The 24,825-nt window shown below is 34.3% G+C and carries 21 protein-coding genes; 10 read left to right on the forward strand and 11 right to left on the reverse strand.

The genetic code is table 11. The features are described from left to right. The first annotated feature begins 123 nt into the window (after positions 1–123). The 5 genes from QLS65_RS00155 (at position 124) to QLS65_RS00175 (ending at position 5,289) form a co-directional block, all read left to right on the forward strand. Complete coding sequence (locus tag QLS65_RS00155; protein ID WP_282714438.1) at positions 124–762, forward strand: hypothetical protein; 639 nt, start codon at positions 124–126, stop codon at positions 760–762. A gap of 188 nt (positions 763–950) precedes the next feature. After that, on the forward strand, positions 951–1,496 hold the full coding sequence (locus QLS65_RS00160; RefSeq protein WP_282714440.1) for a hypothetical protein: 546 nt from the start codon (positions 951–953) through the stop codon (positions 1,494–1,496). A 161-nt stretch (positions 1,497–1,657) separates the two neighbouring features. Beyond that, positions 1,658–2,056 (forward strand): NUDIX hydrolase, encoded by a 399-nt coding sequence (locus QLS65_RS00165; RefSeq protein ID WP_282714441.1) that lies wholly within the window; start codon positions 1,658–1,660, stop codon positions 2,054–2,056. Between the two features lie 284 nt (positions 2,057–2,340). Continuing rightward, positions 2,341–2,790, forward strand: coding sequence for a VOC family protein (locus tag QLS65_RS00170; RefSeq protein ID WP_282714443.1), 450 nt, complete (start codon positions 2,341–2,343; stop codon positions 2,788–2,790). A 345-nt stretch (positions 2,791–3,135) separates the two neighbouring features. Next, entirely contained in the window at positions 3,136–5,289 is a 2,154-nt protein-coding gene (locus tag QLS65_RS00175; protein WP_282714444.1) for a PAS domain S-box protein, read from the forward strand. 15 nt (positions 5,290–5,304) lie between these two features. Here the strand turns inward: QLS65_RS00175 and QLS65_RS00180 are convergent, their stop codons facing one another. Continuing rightward, the gene (locus QLS65_RS00180) at positions 5,305–5,901 is read right to left on the reverse strand and encodes a GNAT family N-acetyltransferase (RefSeq protein WP_282714446.1); all 597 of its coding nucleotides are present in this window, start codon (positions 5,899–5,901) and stop codon (positions 5,305–5,307) included. A 239-nt stretch (positions 5,902–6,140) separates the two neighbouring features. Between QLS65_RS00180 and QLS65_RS00185 the strand changes: the two genes are divergently transcribed. Then, positions 6,141–8,981, forward strand: a complete 2,841-nt coding sequence (locus QLS65_RS00185) for a M16 family metallopeptidase (RefSeq protein ID WP_282714448.1) — start codon at positions 6,141–6,143, stop codon at positions 8,979–8,981. 185 nt (positions 8,982–9,166) lie between these two features. Here the strand turns inward: QLS65_RS00185 and QLS65_RS00190 are convergent, their stop codons facing one another. Both QLS65_RS00190 and QLS65_RS00195 read right to left on the reverse strand, forming a co-directional pair. Continuing rightward, positions 9,167–9,523, reverse strand: coding sequence for a hypothetical protein (locus QLS65_RS00190; protein ID WP_282714450.1), 357 nt, complete (start codon positions 9,521–9,523; stop codon positions 9,167–9,169). Between the two features lie 61 nt (positions 9,524–9,584). After that, on the reverse strand, positions 9,585–10,763 hold the full coding sequence (locus tag QLS65_RS00195; protein ID WP_099716288.1) for an AIR synthase related protein: 1,179 nt from the start codon (positions 10,761–10,763) through the stop codon (positions 9,585–9,587). 386 nt (positions 10,764–11,149) lie between these two features. Between QLS65_RS00195 and QLS65_RS00200 the strand changes: the two genes are divergently transcribed. Next, on the forward strand, positions 11,150–11,431 hold the full coding sequence (locus tag QLS65_RS00200; protein WP_282714452.1) for a DUF4242 domain-containing protein: 282 nt from the start codon (positions 11,150–11,152) through the stop codon (positions 11,429–11,431). Between the two features lie 97 nt (positions 11,432–11,528). Here QLS65_RS00200 and QLS65_RS00205 read toward each other — a convergent pair whose 3' ends face one another. Then, positions 11,529–12,371 (reverse strand): OmpA family protein, encoded by an 843-nt coding sequence (locus QLS65_RS00205; RefSeq protein WP_282710266.1) that lies wholly within the window; start codon positions 12,369–12,371, stop codon positions 11,529–11,531. Positions 12,372–12,480: 109 nt separating this feature from the next. Beyond that, positions 12,481–14,670, reverse strand: coding sequence for a glutamine synthetase III family protein (locus tag QLS65_RS00210; RefSeq protein WP_099714689.1), 2,190 nt, complete (start codon positions 14,668–14,670; stop codon positions 12,481–12,483). A gap of 260 nt (positions 14,671–14,930) precedes the next feature. Here QLS65_RS00210 and QLS65_RS00215 point away from each other — a divergent pair, with 260 nt between their 5' ends. Further along, positions 14,931–15,965 carry a glutamine synthetase beta-grasp domain-containing protein gene (locus QLS65_RS00215; RefSeq protein WP_282710268.1) on the forward strand — a complete coding sequence of 345 codons (1,035 nt, stop codon included), beginning with the start codon at positions 14,931–14,933 and terminating at the stop codon, positions 15,963–15,965. A gap of 167 nt (positions 15,966–16,132) precedes the next feature. Continuing rightward, entirely contained in the window at positions 16,133–17,080 is a 948-nt protein-coding gene (locus tag QLS65_RS00220) for a TerC family protein (protein WP_282710270.1), read from the forward strand. A 74-nt stretch (positions 17,081–17,154) separates the two neighbouring features. Here the strand turns inward: QLS65_RS00220 and QLS65_RS00225 are convergent, their stop codons facing one another. From QLS65_RS00225 to QLS65_RS00245, 5 genes are all read right to left on the reverse strand, one after another. Further along, positions 17,155–17,655 carry a hypothetical protein gene (locus QLS65_RS00225; protein ID WP_099714686.1) on the reverse strand — a complete coding sequence of 167 codons (501 nt, stop codon included), beginning with the start codon at positions 17,653–17,655 and terminating at the stop codon, positions 17,155–17,157. 497 nt (positions 17,656–18,152) lie between these two features. After that, on the reverse strand, positions 18,153–18,617 hold the full coding sequence (locus QLS65_RS00230) for a cyclophilin-like fold protein (protein WP_282714456.1): 465 nt from the start codon (positions 18,615–18,617) through the stop codon (positions 18,153–18,155). A 10-nt stretch (positions 18,618–18,627) separates the two neighbouring features. Continuing rightward, the gene (locus tag QLS65_RS00235) at positions 18,628–19,671 is read right to left on the reverse strand and encodes an alpha/beta hydrolase (RefSeq protein WP_282714458.1); all 1,044 of its coding nucleotides are present in this window, start codon (positions 19,669–19,671) and stop codon (positions 18,628–18,630) included. 4 nt (positions 19,672–19,675) lie between these two features. Continuing rightward, on the reverse strand, positions 19,676–20,098 hold the full coding sequence (locus QLS65_RS00240; RefSeq protein WP_282714459.1) for a cupin domain-containing protein: 423 nt from the start codon (positions 20,096–20,098) through the stop codon (positions 19,676–19,678). Positions 20,099–20,174: 76 nt separating this feature from the next. Further along, on the reverse strand, positions 20,175–20,741 hold the full coding sequence (locus tag QLS65_RS00245; RefSeq protein WP_282714461.1) for a sugar O-acetyltransferase: 567 nt from the start codon (positions 20,739–20,741) through the stop codon (positions 20,175–20,177). 125 nt (positions 20,742–20,866) lie between these two features. Between QLS65_RS00245 and QLS65_RS00250 the strand changes: the two genes are divergently transcribed. After that, positions 20,867–21,682, forward strand: a complete 816-nt coding sequence (locus tag QLS65_RS00250) for an AraC family transcriptional regulator (protein WP_233550029.1) — start codon at positions 20,867–20,869, stop codon at positions 21,680–21,682. A 481-nt stretch (positions 21,683–22,163) separates the two neighbouring features. On the opposite strand, the gene QLS65_RS00260 is transcribed toward QLS65_RS00250, so the two are convergent. Next, positions 22,164–24,698 carry a T9SS type A sorting domain-containing protein gene (locus QLS65_RS00260; protein ID WP_282714465.1) on the reverse strand — a complete coding sequence of 845 codons (2,535 nt, stop codon included), beginning with the start codon at positions 24,696–24,698 and terminating at the stop codon, positions 22,164–22,166. Positions 24,699–24,825 lie beyond the last annotated feature (127 nt).

The raw sequence follows: 24,825 nt of genomic DNA on the forward strand, positions 1-24,825 counted from the left end.
AGGCTTAATTTAAAGATGGTTTTGTACTTGATAAATTAGTCATTAACCGAAAGTTTAGGCTTCCTTAATCCGCAACATCGCCAAGCAGCCAAACGTTATAGGGCATTTTAAAAGACGACACACTTGAAATTTAACAACAAAATATTACGAATTACTCTGCTGACCATTATTGGAACTTGGTTTGCTTATAAATTATATCAGACAGCTCAAGACGACTTTTTTCTTGACGGAATAATTTTACTCGTAATTGCTTTCATAGGACTTTTAGTTTTTATATGGACAATTCTTAAAGACCGAAAAGAATTTAAGACTACACAAAAGTTAACAACCTATTTGCCGACAGCAGTTGGACTTTTATTTATCCTAGCAAACATTGCTCTATTCTACTTTCAAGACAGCAAAACAAATTCGCCAACTTTAATAAGTGGTTTTTATGACGGTGGCTTTAATGGTTTTTCGATTGATTTTAAAACAGACGGAAACTATGTTATGGCAAATGGAAGTGGACTCGGACAAAGTTATTTTTATGGTACATATACTTTGAAAGATAGCATTATTACAATTGACAAATCGAATATTGACAACTGCATAGAGTCGAACACACTTGTAATTCGAACAGAACAGTATTTTATACCTCTTGATACAATTTCAAAGATTGGACAAGCAAATTATATAACACAAATTGACAGAAAAGGAAATGAAATTGATAAAGAATTTAGATTCCGCATAACAAAAGACAATCGGAACAGACCAAACAATTAACAGAAAAAACGCCCTATAACAGCCACTACAACGGATTTGGGCAATTGGCTTAATGGAAAGTTAGTTTTGTATTTGGAAGATTTGGCTAATCCGAATAATGGGCTTAATTTAGTCCCAAACTGCTTGTAGCGCGAGAACGTTGTAGGCAATTTTAAAGAACATTGGAATAATTCAACCAAATAAGAAACATGAGAAATGTTATATACTTAATACTCTTAATTACTGTTTTTTCATGTTCAAAAAAACAAGAGTTGCCTAATGATGAAAACAACATTAATTCAACTGTTTTTTTTGATCCAATTCTATTAGGCGCGACTGGAGTTGATGCGAGTCTAAAAATAAATTCTAGATTTAGTGAGTGCGGAGAATGGGGTGGACATAATGAAAAAATAAAAATTTATTCAAAAGAAAGAAACTATAAAGACTATTTTCTAGACTATGAAAAAACTAAAATTGATTGCGACAAACGTGATAAAAATGGAGGAAATATTGAAACAGTAATCTTTCAAAAGACAATAAAATTAGATGATTCAGGAAAAAAGTCTATAACTGATTATATCAAAAGGATGATAACATCAAAAGTTGAAGAAAGATTTCCTGGAAATGCTGGTAATTCATTTACTGTGATTAATTGTGATTCAACTTTAGTAATTAAAGTTTATGATTCAAATTCACGTAATCTAAAAAGTTACAATACCCTTTTGGAAGAATTAGACTTGAAAAACGTTAAGTAAAAACTGCCTACAACAGCTACTACAACGGATTTGGGCAATTGGCTTAATGGGAAGTTGGTTTTGTATTTAGGATGATTTGGCAAATCCGAAGAATGGGCTTAATTTAGTCCCAAACCCGCTGTAGTACCAGAACGTTAGGCGTCAGTCAAAAGAAAAAACGGATGAAAGAAATTGATAAAATAGCATTAATAAAAATTGAAAATGGTCAAATTTTAAGCACAAAATCGAAAGGTAAAAACAAATATTATATTCCAGGAGGTAAAAGAGAAAATAATGAAACTGACCACCAAACTTTAAGCAGAGAAATTCAAGAAGAACTAAGTGTTCAAATAATAAATGAAACTATTCAATATGTTGGGACGTTTAAAGCCCAATCAGATGGAGCTATTGAAGGAGTAATTGTAAAAATGACTTGTTACAAAGCTAATTACATTGGAGAGCCGAAAGAGAATAATGAAATAGAAGAAATTAAGTGGTTAAATTATACAGATTTAGATATAATATCAGAAGTTGATAAAATAATATTTAAACATCTCAAAGAAAACGGATTATTAATCTGAAAGAAAATAAACTGAAAAATTGAATCGAAATCGAGAAACTAACTTGAAAAATGACCGAACCGCCAACAGCCACTCCTATGTAAAGCATCAAAAAGTTATTCACAACTTTTGAGAGGGTTATATGTTGGTTATTTTTCGAGTATAAAATTCCGTTCCAACAGCTTGTTGAAAAAGTTTAAAACCACTTTTAGGACTAAAACATTTAGTAGACATTGTCATACTCCTTGCCTCAGCGATTTCGAATAAAAGATTTTAGATAAGAGAACCAATTAAAAAATAATATTATGGCACTTATTAATCCTTATTTAAACTACAATGGCAATGCCGAAGAAGCATTCGTTTTTTACAAATCAGTATTTGGTGGAGAATTCGCCAAGATTATACGTTTAAAAGACATCTCATCCAGAAACTTAGGGACTGAATTTCCAATAGCAGAAAACGAAGCAGAAAAAATAATGCTCATTGCCTTGCCCATTGGCAAAAATATTTTAATGGCAAATGACGTTCCAGAAAGCATGGGTCGCGTAAATGAAAATGAAAATAGGTCAAAAATATCTATAAGTGCCGAAAATCGTGAAGAAGCTGACAAGTTATTTAACGGACTTTCAGTAGGCGGAAATATTGAAGTACCTATAAGCGAAAGTCCCTGGGGTTCCTATTTTGGTATGTTTAGAGACAAATTTGGTATTGAATGGATGGTAGATTTTGACCCGAATCATATAGGAGAAGTATGAGCCAAAAATAAATGAACACTTCAGAGCAGTTTTTATTAATCCGACCTCCAGGATATATCACAACCGTTAACGGAGTTTTGTAAAACATGACCACAATAGCGAACCCATAATACAAAAAGCCATGATTAATTCATGGCTTTTTGCTGTTTTAAATCCCTAATTTCATTCAAAAAAAGCGTACCTATTTACTCTTAATCCTAAAACAGATTAGCTCCATACTTGGCAACAAATATGAAAAAACCACTTGTTAATTCAATTTAATTAACTAACTTTCATACACTCATACTTAAATTATCAATTCTTGATAATGAGGTTACTACTATTTAATTTTTATACCGTACGACTATGAAAATTTCTTTAGAAAAAAAAATAATCATTGGATTCATCCTCAATTTATTCGTTGTTTTTGCTATTGCTTGGATTTTTATTCTAAGGATTGATAAACAAAGAGACCAAACTTTAGACTCCTCTTTGAATTGGATAGAAATTGCATTAATCATTCTTTCTGTTATATTATTGACTGTTGTTTATTTTATCATTCGGTCCCAACTTCGGGCTAAAAACGTTTCCCAAGATTTACTTTTAGAAAACAAACAATTACTACAATCGATTATCGACAATACTTTGAGCCCCATGTTTATAAAAAAAATAAATGGCGAATATCTGCTGATTAATAAACAATTTGAATCTTTATATAAAATCACAAATGAAGACATAATAGGCAAAACAGATCATGATTTTTTACCCGCATCAATAGCTGATGTCTATCGAAACTCCGATTTTGAGGTTGTAAAAGCATTAAAAGAGTTAAAAACCGAAGAAACAATTCAACAATCTGACGGAATGCACACGTATATCGCCGTGAAATTCCCCATCTATGACGCCACAAAAAGGATTTATGCTATTGGTGGCATTTTCACAGATATCTCCGAAAGAAAAAAACTGGAAGAATCTTCCAAAGCCGCCGATACATTCTTCAACATGTCAGTAGATATGATGATTATTTCCTCCATGAATAAATTCGTAAAAGTGAATCCGGCAGTCAGTAAAATTTTAGGATATTCAGAGGAAGAACTGCTAAGCAAAAGCTTTTTGGAATTTACTCATCCGGAGGATATTGAAATCACACAAAAAGAAGTTTCTAAACTTCAAACGGGAGCTCCCTCAATAAAATTCGAAAACAGATACATTTGTAAAGATGGTTCAATAAAATGGCTCATTTGGTCTGTATTTCCTGATGTCACAACTAGATTATTATATGCTGTAGCCAGTGATATTACCGCTCAGAAAGAAATTGAAACCGCATTAAATGTCGCTAATACATTTTTCTACATGTCCTTTGATATGTTTGTTGTCATAAAAAATGAGAAATTTGTAAAAGTAAATCCTGCTTTCACAAGAATACTTGGATACGATCAAAGAGAAATCATCAACAAACCTTTTTTAGATTTTATTCATCCTGAAGATGCTAAAATCTTTATGGATGGAATTAAAAAACTACAAATCAGCGACTCCGTTATCAGTCACAGAGTTCGAGAAAGACTAAAAGACGGTTCCTATAAATGGTTTGACTGGACTAGTACAATTGACATTCAAACAGGAATAATTTATGCCGTAGCAAGAGATGTTTCTGAGTTGATTAAAAATGAAGAATCCTTGAAGATAGCAAATATGTTTTTTGACATGGCATTTGATATTTTAACCGTAGCCAAAGACAATCATTTTATCAAAATCAATCAAGCGTTCACAAAAACCCTCGGGTATAATCAGGAAGATATGGATCGGATTAAATTTATGGATTTAATACACCCTGACGATAAGGAAACTGCTGAGAAAGTATTGGAAAAACATTTAAAAGGGGAATCAATTATTAATTTTAGAATACGGTTTTTGTGTAAAGACGGTTCTTATAAATGGCTGGATTGGAATAGCAATATGGATCTTCAAAACGGCATTTTTTATTCTGTTGGGCGAAACGTTACAGAACTTGTAGAACTCGAAAATGAACAGCAACAAGCCATAGACAATCTCTATGAAAATGAAGAAAAATTACGATTAATAGTCGAAAATATAAGTGAGGGAATTATTGTGGCAAACGCCGACAAAAAAATAATTATGGCCAATAATATGGCCAATGAAATTTTTGGAATCGAAGAAGACGATAAAATTTCCACTAATTTAAGTAATCATTTTGAACTCTATTTCCCTGATGAAAAAACCATTTTTCCTTCGCAAAACTTACCTATGGAACGCGCGCTGAGTGGCGAAGTGACTACTGATGTTGAAATAATTCTTTGGAATCCAATGGCACAGGAAAAGAAAAGAGTGCTGATTAGCGGCAGACCATTAGTCGATCAAAACAACAATGTGGTTGCAGCTGTTGTAACGATAAAAGACATCAGCAAATACAAACAAATGGAGGAAGATTTGAAAGAATCAGAATCTAAATACAGACAATTAATCGGATTCCGAAAAGGCAATACTGATACGCTGATATAAGCCTGAAACTATGCGCTATAATTTCCTTTTTAGATTCTCTTTAACGTCATCAAACCATTCATTTTTCAAGATGCTTAATATAATACTGTCACGCCGAGCATCACTTCCCAGAGTTGGCATGTGATTGCGTAACACTCCTTCTACTTTACAACCGATGCTTTTCATCGCTGCAATGCTTCGTTCGTTATTATTATCAGCGCGAAACTCAACACGTTCGACTCCTAATGTTTCGAATGCGAATTGCAACAGTAAAAATTTACAATGCTTGTTTAACCCAGTTCCACGAAACGCTCCTCCGTACCAAGTATACCCCAGTTGAAGTGTTTTGAATTCTAAATTGATATCGTAAAAACGGGTGCTTCCAGCATATTTTCCTGATTTTTTATCGAAAACTATAAAGGGAAATTCTACTCCGTTTTCTTTGGCTTTTAGAGCAATTTGAATGTATTTTTCTAAATTTTCCTTCCCATTTGCCTGAACAAGGGAATACTTCCAAGTTTCAGGTTCATTAATAGAAATTTCCATTAGATTCTCAACATCCCACTCCAATAACGGGCGCAGTAAAACAGTTTCGTCTTCTAGGATAGTATTTTGGAATAAAACTAAGCTCATATTTATATTCAGTTATGGGTAAAAAACAATCTATTTTAATCACTTAATTCAAGTATTAAAATCGAATTTTATGAAGATAGACTACATTAAATCAAGTCGTAAATTTAATGTAAAAATTGAAATTTAACTTCTTACGATTTAGAGATTTATTATTTTTATTTTCTTAATTTCGTTATCGGTAGCAAAAAATTAGTTTCACTAAATAAATAACTACGAAATCCAATTTTAAAAATTAATCTATGAAATCAATCCAGTTTTTAATCCTTCCTTTCGTTTTTTTTACTGCATTCAGTTCTTATTCCCAAAATCAAACTAAAACGGATAAATCAAAAGAATTTAAAGTAGCATTCGAACAGTTCACACTAGAAAATGGACTGCATGTAATCCTGCATATTGATCGATCTGACCCAGTAGTCGCTGTTGCTTTGACAAGCCACGTGGGATCTGCGAGAGAAAAAGCAGGTCGTACCGGATTTGCGCATTTATTTGAACATTTACTTTTCTTGGAATCTGAAAACTTAGGTAAAGGAGGTCTTGATAAAATGAGTGCCCGTATTGGTGGGGCTGGTGCCAATGGTTCTACAAGTAGAGATCGCACTAATTATTTTCAGACTGTTCCTAAAGACGCATTAGAAAAAATGATTTGGGCCGAAGCCGATAAATTAGGTTATTTCATCAACACGGTAACAGAACCGGTTTTAGCCAAAGAAAAACAGGTCGTTAAAAATGAAAAAAGACAGAGTTATGACAACAGACCTTATGGACACAATTTTTCTGTAATATCTAAAAATTTATACCCGGCAACGCATCCATATAGCTGGGATGTGATTGGCTCCTTAGAAGATTTACAAAATGCCACACTGGAAGATGTAAAAAGTTTTTACAACCGCTGGTATGTACCTAATAATGTCACCCTGACTATTGCTGGAGATTTCGATGTCAAACAAACCAAAGCTTGGGTCGAAAAATACTTTGGAGAAATAAAACGTGGGGAAGCAATTCCTAAAATGGAGAAACAATCTGTAACATTGGCAGCAACAAAAAAACTATATTATGAAGATAATTTTGCCAAATTACCGCAACTCACACTGACTTGGCCTTCGGTTTACGAATACCATCCTGACAGTTATGCCTTAGAGGTTTTGGCCAGTTATCTTTCAAAAGGTAAAAAGGCACCTTTGTACAAAGCCCTTGTTGAAGACAAAAAATTAACCGATGCCACTGACGTTTTCCAATATAATTCAGAAATAGCAGGTCAGTACATGTTGAGTGTTACTGCTTTTGAAAAAACAAATTTGAATGAAGTAATGAGTGGCGTAAACGAAGCTTTTAAAAACTTTGAAACCGAAGGAATTTCTCAACAGGATTTAAATCGGATTAAAGCCGGACAGGAAACCGCATTTTACACAAATCTATCCAGCGTATTAGGAAAAGGATTTCAACTGGCGCAATATGAAATTTTTGCAGGAACTCCAGATTATATTAATCAAGATGTGAAAAATATTCTAGCCGTAACTACCGAAGATGTGATGCGTGTGTATCAAAAATACATCAAAGGAAAACATTTTGTGGCCACAAGTTTTGTTCCAAAAGGTGAAACCAATTTAATCTTGGACGGTTCAGAATTAGCAGCCGTAGTTGAAGAAAAAATCATCGAAGGAAAAGAAGATGCATTTGATGCCAGCATTGCGGCAACGTATGAAAAAACGCCTTCTAAATTTGACCGAAGCGTAGAGCCAGCGTATGGAGAAAGCCCTGATGTAAAATTACCATCGGTGTGGAAAAGCAAATTGTCATCCGGTTTAAACGTTTTAGGGATTGAAAACCATGAAGTGCCTCTTGTTCAATTTCAGTTGCAGATTAAAGGCGGAATGTTACTTGAAAATACCGATAAAGTAGGTGTTTCAACCATGCTGGCTGAATTGATGACAAAAGGTACCAAAAACAAAACTCCGGAACAATTGGAAAATGCTATCGAAAGTCTGGGAGCAACCATTAGAGCATACGCAACTGACGAATCTATTTTTATCTCAGGAAATACCTTAGCAAAGAATTACAATGAAACTATGGCGTTAGTTCAAGAAATAATCCTGCAACCTCGCTGGGACACCAAAGAATTTGATTTGATTAAACAAAGTACTTTAAGCCAAATTCTACAACAAAAAGCGGATCCAAATAGTATTGCCAGAAATGAATTTAAGAAGTTAATTTATGGAACAGAATCTATTTTATCCAACAACCGCATCGGTAATGAAAATTCTGTAAACAGCATTACGATTGATGATTTGAAAAATTATTACTCTAAAAACATGGCTCCGTCTGTTGCTGATTTTCAGATTGTGGGTTCCATTTCAAAAACGGATGTGACTAATTCATTAGCGACTTTAAATAAAAACTGGGAAGCTAAAAAAGTTACGGTTCCTAAAATAACAACTACGAATACCGTAGCGTCATCCAAAATTTATTTTTACGATGTTCCCGGTGCAAAACAATCTGTAATCCGAATAGGATATCCTGCACTTGCCGCTACGGATGCTGATTTTTATCCCGCTCAAATCCTGAATTACCGTTTGGGTGGTGGTGGCTTTGCCTCCCAATTAACGCAAGAATTACGTGAAGGAAAAGGATATACGTATGGTATCAATTCTTCCTTTAATGGTTCTGTCAATAAAGGTCCGTTTACTATTTCCAGTGGCGTTCGCTCTAATGTAACATTTGAATCCGTTAGTCTAATCAAAGAAATTGTAGCGCAATATGGAAAAAATTTCAACGAGATTGATCTTGAGGTTACAAAAGGATATTTAATAAAAAGTAATGCCCGAGCATTTGAAACACTGTCATCTAAACTGGAAATGCTTTACGACATCAGTAACTACAAATACTCTGATGACTATGCAAAACAACAGGAAAACATTGTAAAGAAGATTACTATTGGAGAACTAAAAAAGCTTTCGGATACGTATTTGAATGCCGATAAAATGATTTATTTAGTGGTAGGCGATGCTGAAACGCAATTGAAAAAGCTGGAGCAAATTGGTTTTGGAGCGCCAATTCTTTTGAATAAAACGGCGATAAAATAACTGATTGTATTAGCCTGGATTTAATTAAAAATCCCGAACTGCAAAAAAATAATTTTTCTTGTCCTGAAAGAGCGACCAACGGAAGCTCCTTTCAGGATTTAGAAAAATATTTTTTTTAAGGGAGTCCCGAAATATCGGAATGTAACGAAGTGCTGTAGCGATTTTTGGGGATAGCTCCAAAAAAACTACTCGTTCATTTCGTCGTAACGCACCGGAATTTGCGGATCGTACAACGGACATTTGAATTCTTCCATAGTATCTGCTAGAAGGTTCATAGTTTTACCTTCGGTTCCGTAGCAATCAATTTGTATGCTTTGTGGTGTCGTTTTGATGTGAAAAGCACCTTTTCCAGTCGTGTTTTTCCAACTAAATTCGTCTACTTTTTCCCAGTTTGAAAATACCGAATTGATTCTATTGATGATAACCATCACAGGCAGTTCTTCTAATCCTTCGACGATTTCTTGCTCAACAAGAGCTTCATACACCAAGTGATGGTTGAGATAAATTCCGTCCTGATATCTCCAAAAAAGTAATTCGTACATTTAGAAAAATTAAAAGATTAGAGAATTGAAAGATTAAAAAATGAGCTTCATTTAAAGCTTTTTAATATTCGAAAGTCCCGTATTCGCTGGTAATAGTAAGTTTTTTTGTGTCGGCTGCTTCTACTCTACCCACGATTTGAGCATCAACATTGAATGATTTAGAAATCGCGATAATGTCTTGTGCAACAGCTTCCGGAACGTAAATTTCCATACGGTGACCGCAATTGAAAACTTGGTACATTTCTTTCCAATCCGTTTTAGATTGTTCTTGAATTAACTGGAACAATGGCGGAACCGGAAATAAATTGTCTTTTATAATGTGTAGCTTTTCTACGAAATGTAAAATTTTAGTTTGTGCTCCACCACTGCAATGTACCATTCCGTGAATTTCATCAGAAGAATATTTATCTAAAATTTTCTTGATAATTGGCGCATAGGTTCTGGTTGGCGAAAGCACTAATTGTCCGGCGTCGATTGGTGAATTTTCAACTGCATCCGTCAATTTTACTTGTCCGGAATAGATTAATTCCTCCGGCACTGCAGCATCAAAACTCTCTGGATATTTAGTTGCCAAATACTTCCCGAAAACATCATGACGCGCCGATGTTAATCCGTTACTTCCCATTCCGCCATTATAGCTTTTCTCATAAGTAGCCTGACCAAAAGAGGCTAATCCTACAATTACGTCACCCGCTTTAATATTAGCATTATCTATTACTTTAGAACGTTTCATGCGAGCTGTTACTGTTGAATCTACAATTATAGTTCGAACAATATCGCCTACATCTGCCGTTTCACCACCTGTTGAATGTATGGTCACGCCAAAAGAATCCAGTTCCTTAATCAACTCCTCAGTTCCATTGATAATTGCTGAAATAACTTCGGCCGGGATTAGGTTTTTGTTTCTTCCTATAGTTGAAGAAAGCAAAATATTATCGGTTGCTCCTACGCACAATAAATCATCAATATTCATGATTAAAGCATCTTGCGAAATGCCTTTCCAAACGGAAATATCTCCAGTTTCTTTCCAATACATATACGCCAGAGAAGATTTAGTTCCTGCTCCATCAGCATGCATAATAAGACAATAGTCTTCGTCTTGAGTTAGATAATCAGGGACTATTTTACAGAAAGCTTGTGGAAATAATCCTTTATCAATGTTTTTTATGGCATTATGAACATCTTCTTTGGATGCCGAAACACCGCGAAGCGCATATCTTTTTGAAGTATCTGAACTCATGTAGTATAGTTGTGAAGCCTGCATTATGGCAGGTAGTTGTGCGGCAAAGATAATTATTTTTTTGGGTTTTGCCTATGGGGTTTTCAAGTGTTTCGTTAAATCTACATTCCTTCCATAAAGTGTAGTTTTATTTCATTAAATTTGTTATAACATTTTAACTGTTAGATTATTACATTTAAAAATTAACACTGAAATGCCATTTATATTAATCGCTATAATCCTAAATTAATATTGATTCTAATTGAGTTTATCCAATAAACTACCTTTAAAAGTTCAACAAAATTTAAACACTGAATTAAACTTAGAAAAGTGGAAACCAGCAACCACTATAAAAAACGGGGCCATGCCGAAAAGCCATACGAGTAGGAAATTAAAACAACAATATCATGCCTAAATATGTAATTGAAAGAGAGATTCCTGGTGCCGGTAAATTAAATGCCGATCAACTGAAAGCTATTTCGCAAACATCTTGCGGAGTATTGGGTAAAATGGGACCGCAAATCCAATGGGTTAACAGTCAGGTTACCGCTGACAAAATTTATTGTACTTATATTGCTCCCAACGAAGAAATAATTCGCGAACATGCGAAACAAGGCGGGTTTCCTGCAAATTCAATAAGTCGAATATCTACAACCATTGACCCGACAACCGCAGAAGAAACCGTTTAGTAAGCTGAAATTAAATGTATTAAACTTAAAAATGCCTTTCCGAAATGGAAAGGCATTTTTTATAAAAACACGTTTGTCATTATTTTACAGTATTACACTATTTTTTCACGACCAATATTTCGACTCTTCTATTGGCAATTCGTTCTGCTTCATTTTTCTCCGGCAACGCATATATAGGTCTGCTGCTTCCGAATCCTCTATGCCCTAATCTTGAAGTGGCGATTCCGTTTCTTATTAAATAATCAAATACAAATTTTGATCTTCTATAGGAAAGCTTCACGTCATTTGGATTCTCATTACAACAAATATGTCCGTATATATAGATTTTCAATTGAGGATTCATTTTTAAAACCTGAAGGAGATCAGAAAGAATTGGTTCCGATTCTGTAATTATTCTTTCTGAATTAAAATAGAAATTTAGATTTTCGAGTTTTATCAAATCTCCTATTTTAGCATTATTTACTTTTTCAATCAGAGAAATATTATTTTTTGTTTCATTAACAGGAACTTCTTTGACTTGGTCCTTTTCAAAAACCAAATTCTCATTATCTGTTTTTTTGTTAATGGAAATCTTATCTTGATAATAAACTAAAACTTTTCGGTTATCGCTTTGATTTTTTAATTGCTCAAAGTCTTCTCCTAAACCGTATAATTCAAGTTTTTTGCTCAGAGGAACTTTATTAAATTCTAAAAGTGCGAGTACATTATTAGCTCTTCGAAAAGACAGTTCCTTGTTGTAAGAATTGGAATCTATACTATCACAATATCCTTGAATTTTTAAAATCTCTTTGCCTTTTGAATGTTCTAACCATTTGCAAAAATCTTGTTGTGATTTTTCATTAATTATATCTTGATTAAAATCAAAAAACAATACCAATTTATCTTGTGCAGACAAAGCAATTATATAAAAAAACAAAATAAAAAAAAGTCTTATTTTCATGTAAAACAATTGACTATTATTTTAAAATAACGCATAAATAAAAAAAATAGTATAAAAAAACCCGATAGGTTTTGAAACGTATCGGGTCTACTATTTTAGAGATTTTAGTTTATTTTGTAAACAACAATTCTCTATATTTAGTCAATGTCCAAAGTTCATTATCTACCAGTAACTCCAGTTTATCACAGTGGTTTCTGATGATTTCAAAATATGGTTTTACATTATTACAATATGCCTCAGCCATTGCTTGCGCATCAGTCAAATTGTTAGCTTTCTTTCTTTCGTTTGTCATCGCTTCCACTTTAGAGTTGATTCCTTCGATATGACTGGAAATTTCTCTGATTAAGATGATTTGTTCTTTAGCAATGGATTCAAATTCAGCTCCAAAAATATCTTTCAATCCTTTAACATTCTCAATTAAAGTATTTTGGTAACGAATAGCAGTAGGAATTACGTGATTTTTAGAAATATCACCTAAAACTCTACCTTCAATTTGAATTTTCTTAGTGTACTCTTCCAATTCAATTTCGTAACGCGCTTCAACCTCGATGTGATTCATGATATTCAACTCAGAAAACAAATCCAAAGCTTGTTTTGAAGCTCTTGCTTTTAATGCTTCAGGAGTTGTTTTGAAGTTGCTTAAACCTCTTTTCGCTGCTTCGATTTCCCAAGCATCGCTGTAACCGTCTCCTTCAAAAAGGATATTTTTAGAAACTTTGATATATTCTCTCAATACATTGAAGATAGCATCATCTTTCTTCATGTCTTTCGATTCAATCAAGCTATCCACTTCTTTTTTGAAATCTTTCAATTGTTTAGCAACAATGGCATTCAAAGTAGTCATTGCATTAGAACAGTTTGCAGTAGAACCTACGGCTCTGAACTCAAATTTATTTCCTGTAAAAGCAAATGGTGAAGTTCTGTTTCTATCCGTATTATCCAAAAGTACATCTGGAATTTTACCTACAACATTTAGTTTTAAATCTGTTTTTTCTTCCGGAGATAATTTCCCTGCAGTTACGCCTTCTAATTCAGCTAAAACTTTAGTTAATTGCTCACCAATAAATACCGAGATAATTGCCGGTGGCGCCTCATTTGCGCCTAATCTATGGTCATTACTTGCAGAAGCGATAGCTCCTCTTAATAATGCCTCATAATCATTTACCGCTTTGATTGTATTGATAAAGAAAGTCAAGAACTGTAAATTGCTCATAGGCGTTTTACTTGGACTCAACAAGTTTACTCCAGTATCTGTTGCTAATGACCAGTTATTGTGTTTTCCTGAACCATTAACGCCTTTGAACGGTTTTTCATGGAATAATACTTTCAAATCATGACGTTCTGCCACTTTTTGCATTACGTCCATTAACAAACAGTTGTGGTCTACCGCTAAGTTTGTCTCTTCAAAAATAGGTGCCAATTCAAATTGATTTGGAGCTACTTCATTGTGACGTGTTTTAACCGGAATTCCTAACAACATACATTCTTGCTCTAAATCTCTCATGTACGTTAAAGCACGAGTTGGAATAGAACCAAAATAGTGGTCGTCTAATTGTTGTCCTTTTGCAGAGGTATGTCCTAGCAAAGTTCTTCCAGTCATCACAAGATCCGGACGAGAATCAGCCAATGATTTATCAATCAAGAAATATTCTTGCTCCCATCCTAAGGTTGCAGTAACTTTCTTTACATTTTTATCAAAATATTTACATACTTCGGTAGCAGCATCATCCATTGCAGATAACGCTCTTAGCAAAGGAATTTTATTATCTAAAGCTTCCCCTGTGTACGAAATAAAAACTGTTGGGATACATAATGTAGTTCCAAAAATAAATGCTGGAGAAGTTGGGTCCCAAGCAGTATACCCTCTTGCTTCAAATGTGTTTCTGATTCCTCCATTTGGAAAACTGGATGCATCTGGTTCTTGTTGAACTAATTGAGCACCCCCAAATTTTTCTACTGGATCGCTACCATCATATGAAGTTTCAAAAAAAGCATCGTGTTTTTCAGCAGTTGTTCCTGTTAACGGTTGAAACCAGTGTGTGTAATGGGTAACTCCTTTTGATAGAGCCCATTCTTTCATACCCATTGCAATATAATCAGCTAATTTTCTATCAATTTTAGTTCCATGCTGAACAGCACCCTGGACTCCCTTATAAGCATCTGAAGTCAAATACTGCTTCATGGCTTTATCATTAAATACATTCGAACCAAAAATAACTGATTTTCTATCGGATTCTTCAAAATGAACCGGCTTTCTAGTGGAAGCTTCTCTCAAAGCTTGAAAACGTAATGTAGACATGTGAAAAAAATTAAATTATTAATATTTTTATTAGTAAATAGCAAATATAAGGAATAAAACGTAAAAAAAATAGAATCGTGGATTATGAAATTAATTTATATTCCCCTTTTAAATTATCATTTTTAAAATATACCCCACTGAAAATGCAGTTATGAGAAAAATAACAGGCTAACAAATAAAAACACCCCCTTATTTTTACTGGAGTTAAAATTTAATTTATTTTTGCATAAAATAAAAGTTACGAATAAATTTATATTGTTATGGCTAAAATAAAATTAGAATACATTTGGTTAGATGGTTATGAACCAACACAAAATCTTAGAAGTAAAACTAAAGTTGAAGAGCATGAAAATTTCCAAGGAACTTTGGAAGAAATCGGAAACTGGTCTTTTGATGGTTCATCAACTAGACAAGCAGAAGGTGGTTCATCAGATTGTTTATTAGTACCAATTGCTATTTATCCAGATCCAACACGTAAAAATGGATACTTAGTAATGACCGAAGTTATGCATGCAGACGGTACTCCTCACCCTTCAAACGGTAGAGCTACAATTGATGATGATGGTGACTTCTGGTTTGGTTTCGAACAAGAATATTTCATTATGGATACTAAAACTTTATTGCCTTTAGGATTTCCAATTGGAGGATACCCTGCACCACAAGGGATGTACTACTGTTCAGTAGGTGGTAAAAACACTCACGGAAGAAGTTTAGTAGAGGAGCATGCTGATTTATGTATCGCTGCCGGAATTAACTTTGAAGGCATCAATCAAGAAGTTGCTTGTGGTCAATGGGAATTTCAATTATTCGCTCAAGGGGCTAAAAAAGCTGGAGACGAAATATGGATTGCCAGATATTTACTAGATCGTTTGACTGAAAAATACGGTTACTATATTGATTACCATCCAAAACCATTAGGTGATACTGATTGGAACGGATCTGGAATGCATGCAAACTTCTCTAATGAAATATTAAGAACATGTGGTTCTCAAGAAGTTTACGAAAAAATATGTGAAGCCTTCAGACCTGTAACAAAAGAACACATTGCAGTTTATGGAGCATACAACGATCAACGTTTAACTGGTAAGCATGAAACTGCTTCTATCAATGATTTCTCTTATGGTGTTTCTGACAGAGGAGCTTCTATAAGAATCCCATTAATCACTGTTCAAAAAGGATGGAAAGGATGGTTGGAAGACAGAAGACCAGCTTCAAACGGAGATCCATACAAAATCGCTGCAAGAATTGTTAAAACTGTAAAATCTGCTTTAATAGAAGAACCAGCTTTAGTATAAAAATAAGTTTATATAAAATTTGATTTTGTTTATAAAAAAAGGTGTCATCAATTCTGATGACACCTTTTTTATTGTTAGACATTTTTAAAAATTGACTTTTGTTCAGAATAAATTTTAATCTTAAAAAATCAAAAAGTATCTTTGCTAATCTAAAAAAATAAACTGATATGATTGTCTGGATTTCTTTTTTAACAGCTGTTTTAATTTTTCTTGCACTCGATTTAGGAGTCTTCAATAAAACACCACACATTATAAGTTCAAAAGAGGCTGGTAAATGGACAGCAATATGGGTAACATTATCATTTATGTTTTCAGGAGTGGTCTATTGGCTTTACACCACGGATTATATTGCAAATCCAGATATTTTGAAACCTGCAGATGCGTCAATAAAATTCATTACAGGCTATTTAATAGAATTATCTCTGAGTATAGATAATATTTTTGTTATCGCTATTATTTTCTCTGCCTTTAAAATTCCACAAAAATACCAACATCGAGTATTATTTTGGGGAATATTAGGCGCTATCGTTTTTAGAGGTTTAATGATTTATTTTGGTGTTTTGCTTATCAACAAATTTTCATGGATGACCTATATTTTTGGAGGTTTTCTAATTTACACTGCTATGAAAATGTTGTTTAGTGGTGAAGATGAAAAATTTGAACCCAAAAAATCATTCATCTATAAGGCTCTTAAAAAAGTTATACCTATCTCGAATCACATCGACGGAGAACATTTCTTTGTAAAAAGAAGACATATTACAGCTGCAACACCTCTTTTTGTAGCGCTTATAGTAATTGAAGTAATGGATGTCGTATTTGCTATAGACAGTGTTCCTGCTATTTTAGCCATAACAAGTGATCCTTTTTTGGTTTTTAGTTCGAATATCTTTGCTATTTTAGGATTACGTTCTATGTATTTCTTTCTTGCCCACATGCTTGATAAATTTGCTCATTTAGAATACAGTCTTATTGCAATCTTGACTTTCGTAGGTATTAAAATGCTGCTTCACGATTATATTAAATTACCGGAATGGGTGTCGCTGGCTTTTATAGCGGTTTCACTTATAGCTGGAATTATTGCATCTTTAAGAAAAAGCAACAAAGAATTTGTCTAATTAATTCAAAAAAAAACGCATAAAAAAAAGGAAATCTCACGATTTCCTTTTTTTATTTTATTGAATATTGTAACCTACAAATTGATTTTTTGAATCTCAGTCTTCTCCACTTTTAATGCTGACATTACTGCGTCGATACTGTTTTTATTTACTGAAGTAGCAAAACTAGCCGGTATAATTACAATTCTAAAAGTTTGGTCTTGTGTCCAACTTGAAGGTAATGTAGTAAGACTAAAATTAGCAGAAAGAAAAATATTAACATTATATCTGGTGTAATCAAAATTGAAATCTAATTCTCCACCATCACTAAAATAATACGTTTGAGGCATTAGTTTCCAAATGTCTTCACCATTTACCGTATCATACAGGTGGTACACTAAAACTACATCCGATGAATAAATTGGCGGATTAAAAGTAACCAATCTACTGTAGTTATTATTGGAATTAAATGAAGTTGTAACTTCAAACACTTCACTAATGGTATCATTATCCACAGTATCGGTTATTTCTGTTACTTCGCAACTTTGTAGTGTCATCATCCCGATGAAAACTAAAAATAAGGTAATTTTTTTCATTAGTTATAGCTTTATAATTTATATTGAAAAACTGTATCCATTAATTGTGCCAAATTTTATTTTAAAAAATAATGCGCTTTTTAAAAACGAAAAAAAAACTTAAATTATACCTGATAATACTAGGCTCCACACCAAAATAAAGATTTAAAAAACAATACGATTTTTTTTTTAGAATAGTAATTTTTTGAAAGATTTGATTCCACATAGGAAAGATTTTTGGCTTGAAGCCAAAGGAAAATTTCTCATCGATGTTCTGAAATGCTGAACAACCCGTTTAAAGAAGGATATTGGTTGAAAATTACAAAATCTGTTAAATGTTTCATCTCAGTGGTATCTTTCTTGTCGTTACCGTCGGTTTGGCAAAATGGGGTAACGTTTACTACTCTACGATGGTGAAAAATTAGAATCACAAATACTCAATTAAGCACTTCAACCCCCACTATTGCAAAAACAGCTGTTATAGGAAGCTGTAGTTCTTGTAGATTTAGTTTTTCTCGTCATAGCAATTCAAAAGTAACGATTATGTTTCCCGAATCTAATGCAGATGCAAAACCTGCAACATCATCTATTGTTCCCAATTTTGTGTAAGTGTATGATGTTGAAAAAGTTTTGTAAAACAACACCAAAGTTTTTGAACTGTACAACATTAAGTCGCCATTTTTTATAGTTTCAGGGTTGGACGAATTTGTTGGAAGATCGTTTGGCAAATCATAATATTTCTCGTTGCTGTTCAGTTCAGTCATATTAATAGTTAGAGGTAACATTTCCTTAAAGGCCTTTGCTGAATTATTGTTAAAAAGTGTAGCTGTAAAGGTTTGTGAATTAACCGTTATTTTGATTTTACCGTTTATCATCGTATGGCTGTTTTCTGAATTGATATTGTCGTCTACTTTATTACAAGAAGATGCACTACTGATTAGAACAGACATAAAAGTTATGAGAATTAAAAATGAATGTTTCATAATATTGCATCTATTTTAAATACCCTTTGAAAAAAGTTTCCAATTTATCAAACGGAATAACATCTACTTTGTCATACAAATCCACGTGAACAGCATTAGGAACGATTACTAATTCCTTCGGTTCATTGACGTTTTGAAATGCAGTTTCACTGAAATATTTTGAATGTGCTTTTTCGCCTGCAATAATTAAAACTGGTCTTGGCGATATTTCTTTGATGTACGTTAATATGGGCATATTCATAAACGATAAAGGCGTAGTTGCAGTCCAAGAATTTCCCGAATTTACCGAACGCTTATGAAATCCTCTTTTAGTTCGGTAATAATCGTAATATTCTTTTAAAAATTGTGGCTCATCTCCTTTCAACGCTTTATTACCTTCTGGTCCATAAGTAAATGTGCCATTTTCTGCATCTTTCCAACGTTGTTGCCCTAATTGTTCCAGCATTTTTGTGCGTTGTTCTAAAGTTACGGCATCATTATATCCTTTTGACATCACTCTCGTCATATCGTACATTGTTGAAGTAGCAACAGCTTTTATACGTTTGTCGATAGCGGTAGCGTTTAGGGCAAAACCTCCAAAACCACAGATGCCGATAATCCCAATTTTTTCTCTATCCACATTTTTTTGAATTCCTAAAAAATCTACTGCCGCACTAAAATCTTCTGTGTTAATTTCTGGCGAAGCCAAATTTCTCGGTTCGCCACCACTTTCTCCAGTGTACGATGGGTCGAATGCCACAACAGCAAAACCTCTTTCTGCCATTTGATTGGCATACAAACCAGACGATTGTTCTTTCACAGCACCAAAAGGTCCGCTGATTGCCAAAGCCGATAATTTTTCGTTTCCTGAATTTTTTGGAAGATACAAATCGCCTGAAAGCATGATACCATAACGGTTTTTGAAAGATACTTTTTGTCTTGTAACCTTTTCGCTCAACTGAAATGTATATTGTTCTGTAGTTTCCATTTTTTTTGAATTTTCTTTTTTGTTTTGTGCAAATGCTTGTCCGAAAGTCATCAGAAATGCGATTACAATGATTGCTATATTTTTCATCTTTTTATTTATTTGAATTATTGATTGAATATTGTTCGGCCGTTACCGCTTCGTTCCATTCCACAATGCCTTTATCGGTATTTGGAATTATATATAATTGTTGTAAACCCACATCAGCACTTGCTCCGTGCCAATGTTTTACATTTGGCGGACATTTGACTACATCACCTTTTTTAATAATTTCAATTGGTTTTCCTTCAATTTGGTGATAGCCAATTCCATCGGTAATAATTAAAATTTGACCAGCAGGATGACTGTGCCAATTGCTTCTTGCTCCAGGTTCGAAATAAACGTTGCCAACCAAAGTGTTGTAAATGCTATCGGCATCTATCAAAGCCGTTGGATAAGCGTTTCCAGTGAATAAATCGTTTGACCCTTTTTCGCCTTTTGGAAAAATGGAGGTCAATTCTTGTGTTGTATTTTCCATTGTTGATTTGTTTTGATTGCAAGACAGTATCATTGTTGATAGGATGATTGCAAGTGTGATTTGAACTATTTTCATTTTATATTTTAATTTCTTTAATAATTTTTGCAGGAATCCCACCAACAACGACATTCTCTGGAACATCTTTAGAAACCACTGAGCCAGCCGCCACAACAGCGTTTTCGCCAATGGTGACACCTTGTAAAATGGTTGCATTGGCACCAATCCACGCATTTTTTTTGATGTGAATAGGTTTCGGAATTAACGATTGTCTTTCTTTAGGATTAAGAGGATGACTTTCGGTGAGCAAACTTACTTTTGGAGCAAGCAGCACGTTGTCTTCGATGGTAATTCCGCCTAAATCCAAAAACACACAATCAAAATTGATGAACACATTTTTACCTATTTTGGTATGCTTACCATAATTGATGTGCAAGGGTGTAAATACTGTTACACTTTCGTCAATTTCTGAAGATGTAATCTCACTCAATAATTCTCTAATTTCACTTGGGTTTGCTGTGTTGTTCATCTTTAGCAACAATGCTTTTGTAGCAAAAGAAGCTTCACGCATTTTGAATGCTTGAGCATCGTCTGGAATTATGGTTTCTCCGTTTCGTAATCTTTCAAAAATATCTTGTGTTTCCATTTTTTGCATTTTTTACGATACAAAATTAAAAATAAGCCACCTTACTTTTATTACAAATAGTACAGCAATAATGTCAAATAGTACCTATTTTAGCCGATGAATTAATTTGTACTAAAATGGAAGCGATGGAAAAGCCAAAAATCATATTATTAAAAGCTTCGGGAAGTGAAGAATTTCCAAAAGATTTTCAAAAAAAATACCATACACATATTTTTTGTCAGCGAGGAAGCACCCGATTTATTTTCAACAACCGCACATTTGATTGCAAACAAGGCGAATTTATTTTCTGGCTTGCAGATAATGCTATTTCTGAACTTAACTTTTCCAAAAACTTTAAGGCAACCATTTTATTTGTCGATAAACAATTGCTTTCGGATAATTATCCTAACCTTAATACGGCTACAGATGCCATTCTTCATCATAGAGTAAATCCGATTTTGCATCCTGATAAAATTAATAAGGAGCGGATTTTAAAGAATTTTCAATCGCTTTACTCAAAATCATTGGAAACAAATAATCGTTTTTATAATGAAATTTTGAAATTGCAAATGCAACTTTTTATTTTAGAAATGTGGGATATTTTCATGGATCAATTGGAAAGACGCAACCGAACTTTGCAAAGTGGCACCTTGTACGAACGCTTTGTTCATCTATTGGATCTCCATTGTATGAAAAATCGAGAAGTGCAATTTTACAGTGATCAACTACACATCACAGCAAAATATCTCAATCAAATTTGCAAAGCCAATACAGGAATCACAGCATCACAATGGATACAACGATATACCAAAGACCGAATTGTTTTGCTGCTAGAAAACAAAAAACTAAATATTTCAGAAATATCAGACGAAATGGGCTTTTCCAGTCATTCGTTTTTTACGAGGTATGTCAAAAAAGTCTTGGGTGTAAGTCCAAGTGAGTATAGAAATCTTGTGAAGTAGGGTTTGATTGATGGTTTTGCGGTCTGTTTGGTAGGGGTTTCGCTAACTTGTATAAGGTCTGACAAAATCATCACAATCAACCCTTATTTAGGTGGCTTTGTCTGACTGGATAATGTATTAAAAACAAAAGTATGATATCAGGAAACGTAAGCGTATGTATTTATCCAAAAGATGTACAGCGTATTACCGGTAAAACAGACAGGCAAGGTTGTATTTAAATACGATTAAAGACAACTTGAATAAAGAATCACATCAATTAATTTCTATAAAGGAATTTTGTAGTTATTCTGGCCTTCAGATTGAACATATTTTACGCTGTATAATCAGATAGGATCTAAGGAATTAAAAAACCCGTCACGCTTCTATAATCAATTTATAAATGTTCAGGAAGATGTTCAAATAATAGCGCATGCTGTTGAGTAATTAAATAAAAAAAGCATCTGCGAAAACAGATGCTTTTTAGTTAAAATTAGTTTTAAAACTATCTGGCAGAAATTACTTTTTTTATACTGCTTCCACGATTAGTAGTCACTTTTACAACATACACTTGGTCTCTTCCTCTATTCAATTTAAGATCAAGCGTTACTTCTTTATTCAAAAAACCATTAGCATCGGCTTTAGACAGCACTGAAATACCTTGTGAATCAAACACCTCTATTTTCACATCAGAAACGTAATCAAAATTGTATCTTACGGTGAGTTGGTCTTTGAAAGGAACAGGATAAGTAGTAAAACCTGCGGCTTCAGTTTTTGCTTCTATAGGCGCAATCACATCGGTAGTTTTAGCAGCTATTGGTGGTGATGGTGGTATTGGACAAATTTCTGGAAGAGAATCACAATCACTCAGTTCAACAGAGACCTTGTAACCTGATCCAGCCAGAATACTACTAAATGTAATTCCATCAGTAACATCCTGAGCGGTAGCAGTATGGGGTGATGTTGGAGAAAGTCCTGGAATAGGAGCTCCATTTTTATCCGTTACTGTATAAATAGCTCCAAGGATGACACCCGACGGAATGGTAATGCTGAAAGTGGTTTCATCACAGGCTGGCGGATTATAAGTTACGATTGGTTTACCCGGTATCAGATTTACTATTGCATTATGACTTACCGCGTTAGTACATCCGGCACCCCCAGCACCTGAAGTAACAGTCAAGGTCACATTAAATGTACCGATCGTAGCATAAGTATGTGTTGGAGTCGCTTCTGTAGAGGTACCACCATCTCCAAAAGTCCAACTATAAGTAAGATCATCACCCGTCGAATTATTTATAAAGACGGTGTCTGTACCCAGACAAACAGTAGGAGCACTAAAGGCCGCTACTGGCGGAACTTTATTTACCACCACAGTTACAGTATCTGTAGCTTCACAACCTTGGAAGCCCGTTGCCGAAACCACTACAGTATATACCCCAGCTTTTGTCACCAAACGATTTAAATCTGGTTCAGTAGTTTCTGCAAGAATTACAGCTCCCAAACCACCATTTTCCTCAGAAGCAGGTCCATAAAATGTAACGGTTGATCCAGAAGGCGAAACATTGGAAGCCGTAATAGTCGTAGTAGTATTGGTACAAGTAATGTCAGGACCAACTGCAAGTGTTACAGTAGGTTGAACTGCATTACCAAATGGGTAGGGTCCTGCAAAATCCTTTAACTCAGCAGTAAAGGAAGAAGAGGATCTGGTTTTCACTATTAATGTCCCTAATAAACTAGCGCAATCCGTAGATTGATCAGTCCTTTTATCAAGTCCAAAAGCGCTTAAATTGATCCCAAATTCAGAAAATTGTAATTTTTTGATGTCATCAAAATATTTAGAATTTTGTCCTTCCAAACTTCCCCAAGGCGCTCCAAAGGTATCAGCTGTTACGTTAACCACTGCAAATATGTCTGTATTCACAGCATTAGTTGGAAAACTTCCTTTTTTTGCAATTTCAGCATATCCGTACGTAGCTCCGCTGGTTCCGTCAAAAACACCTGTAATATCAAAAGGTCTGTTGGGATGAATCGCATCTGAATTAAAGGTGGCCACAACAACATCGGTTTTTTTCATCCAGACCCTAACACTTCCAAGGGGCTTTGTTCCGCCATTTTCAAAATCTACCGAAATCAGAATGTCTCCTGGCTTATTAGGTTTTCCATCAGCAAGAAAAGTCCAAGCAGTATGGCCTTCATCATCACCAGGATTAATCAAATTACTGCCATCAAAAGTGACATCTGTTCTGAAAAATTCAAAATCGTTGTGCGAATTTCCATCGGCCGAAATCGTTGTGGCACCACCAAATCCCCACAGTGTTGTAAAGGGTCTTGGGTCATCCTCAGTGGGAGTTTTAGGTCCATCCCCTCTTAAATGAGCATACACATCGACAATGTCATTTTTTGGTGGCGTACCACCGGTACCTAAATTCCAGGTTGTGGGATCTTGACCGTTTTTGTCTGTTGTTTTGGTAAAAACAGTGGCATCGACATAGCCTTGAGTCGCAATACCATCCCTGCCGTAAACCGCATCTAGCCAAAGGTAATTATTCCAGGTTGTCCCTTTGGGTTGCGACATCCTTCTTTCAAAAGGGAAATTCTTACCGGCCGATGTTTTAAGAAAAGCTATCAATTCCGTCAAAGTGGGATCTGGATTACCAGGGATTGGAAGTAGTGTACCAGCCAGATCAACATTGATAACTCCTAATCCTGTACTGCCGTTTGTTCCTGGAAAAAGTGCAGTATTTACAAACCAGTCGTCAGTATTAGGAAAGGTCACGGTACTTAATCCTCCAAAATGCAAGCGATTAGCATACACATCAGCATCTATTCCAAAGTTAGCTTTAACCGCGGCTCCCGAGACGGCTTGACCATAAAGTGAAATCTGACCAAACACTAAAAGAAATAATGGAGCATAAAAAAAGAGTTTTTTAGTAAACATATTCGTCCAAAAAAAACTTGTAAAACCTGCATTGTACCAGCAGGAAAAAGTAAGACAATACTCTTGTATACTTTTTATCGCATAAGAAATATTTTTTTTCATGATAATAGTAATTTTATGTCATAGGATATATTAAGTAGGAATTCAAGACTTGGAAAAAAACTTATAGAAAAATAAAGCATCTTCAAAAAATAGATTAATGAAGTAATCCATCATCAAAAAGAAATTC

Origin of the sequence: Flavobacterium algoritolerans, from assembly GCF_030010385.1 — a bacterium.
GTDB classification, from domain to species: Bacteria; Bacteroidota; Bacteroidia; order Flavobacteriales; family Flavobacteriaceae; genus Flavobacterium; species Flavobacterium algoritolerans.

Bases quoted from the DNA above. Each gene is read 5' to 3' on its own strand.
- QLS65_RS00160 (WP_282714440.1), top strand. From the start codon at position 951: ATGAGAAATGTTATATACTTAATACTCTTAATTACTGTTTTTTCATGT.
- QLS65_RS00165 (WP_282714441.1), top strand. From the start codon at position 1,658: ATGAAAGAAATTGATAAAATAGCATTAATAAAAATTGAAAATGGTCAA.
- QLS65_RS00170 (WP_282714443.1), top strand. From the start codon at position 2,341: ATGGCACTTATTAATCCTTATTTAAACTACAATGGCAATGCCGAAGAA.
- QLS65_RS00175 (WP_282714444.1), top strand. From the start codon at position 3,136: ATGAAAATTTCTTTAGAAAAAAAAATAATCATTGGATTCATCCTCAAT.
- QLS65_RS00180 (WP_282714446.1), bottom strand. From the start codon at position 5,901: ATGAGCTTAGTTTTATTCCAAAATACTATCCTAGAAGACGAAACTGTT.
- QLS65_RS00185 (WP_282714448.1), top strand. From the start codon at position 6,141: ATGAAATCAATCCAGTTTTTAATCCTTCCTTTCGTTTTTTTTACTGCA.
- QLS65_RS00190 (WP_282714450.1), bottom strand. From the start codon at position 9,523: ATGTACGAATTACTTTTTTGGAGATATCAGGACGGAATTTATCTCAAC.
- QLS65_RS00195 (WP_099716288.1), bottom strand. From the start codon at position 10,763: ATGAGTTCAGATACTTCAAAAAGATATGCGCTTCGCGGTGTTTCGGCA.
- QLS65_RS00200 (WP_282714452.1), top strand. From the start codon at position 11,150: ATGCCTAAATATGTAATTGAAAGAGAGATTCCTGGTGCCGGTAAATTA.
- QLS65_RS00205 (WP_282710266.1), bottom strand. From the start codon at position 12,371: ATGAAAATAAGACTTTTTTTTATTTTGTTTTTTTATATAATTGCTTTG.
- QLS65_RS00210 (WP_099714689.1), bottom strand. From the start codon at position 14,670: ATGTCTACATTACGTTTTCAAGCTTTGAGAGAAGCTTCCACTAGAAAG.
- QLS65_RS00215 (WP_282710268.1), top strand. From the start codon at position 14,931: ATGGCTAAAATAAAATTAGAATACATTTGGTTAGATGGTTATGAACCA.
- QLS65_RS00220 (WP_282710270.1), top strand. From the start codon at position 16,133: ATGATTGTCTGGATTTCTTTTTTAACAGCTGTTTTAATTTTTCTTGCA.
- QLS65_RS00225 (WP_099714686.1), bottom strand. From the start codon at position 17,655: ATGAAAAAAATTACCTTATTTTTAGTTTTCATCGGGATGATGACACTA.
- QLS65_RS00230 (WP_282714456.1), bottom strand. From the start codon at position 18,617: ATGAAACATTCATTTTTAATTCTCATAACTTTTATGTCTGTTCTAATC.
- QLS65_RS00235 (WP_282714458.1), bottom strand. From the start codon at position 19,671: ATGAAAAATATAGCAATCATTGTAATCGCATTTCTGATGACTTTCGGA.
- QLS65_RS00240 (WP_282714459.1), bottom strand. From the start codon at position 20,098: ATGGAAAATACAACACAAGAATTGACCTCCATTTTTCCAAAAGGCGAA.
- QLS65_RS00245 (WP_282714461.1), bottom strand. From the start codon at position 20,741: ATGGAAACACAAGATATTTTTGAAAGATTACGAAACGGAGAAACCATA.
- QLS65_RS00250 (WP_233550029.1), top strand. From the start codon at position 20,867: ATGGAAAAGCCAAAAATCATATTATTAAAAGCTTCGGGAAGTGAAGAA.
- QLS65_RS00260 (WP_282714465.1), bottom strand. From the start codon at position 24,698: ATGAAAAAAAATATTTCTTATGCGATAAAAAGTATACAAGAGTATTGT.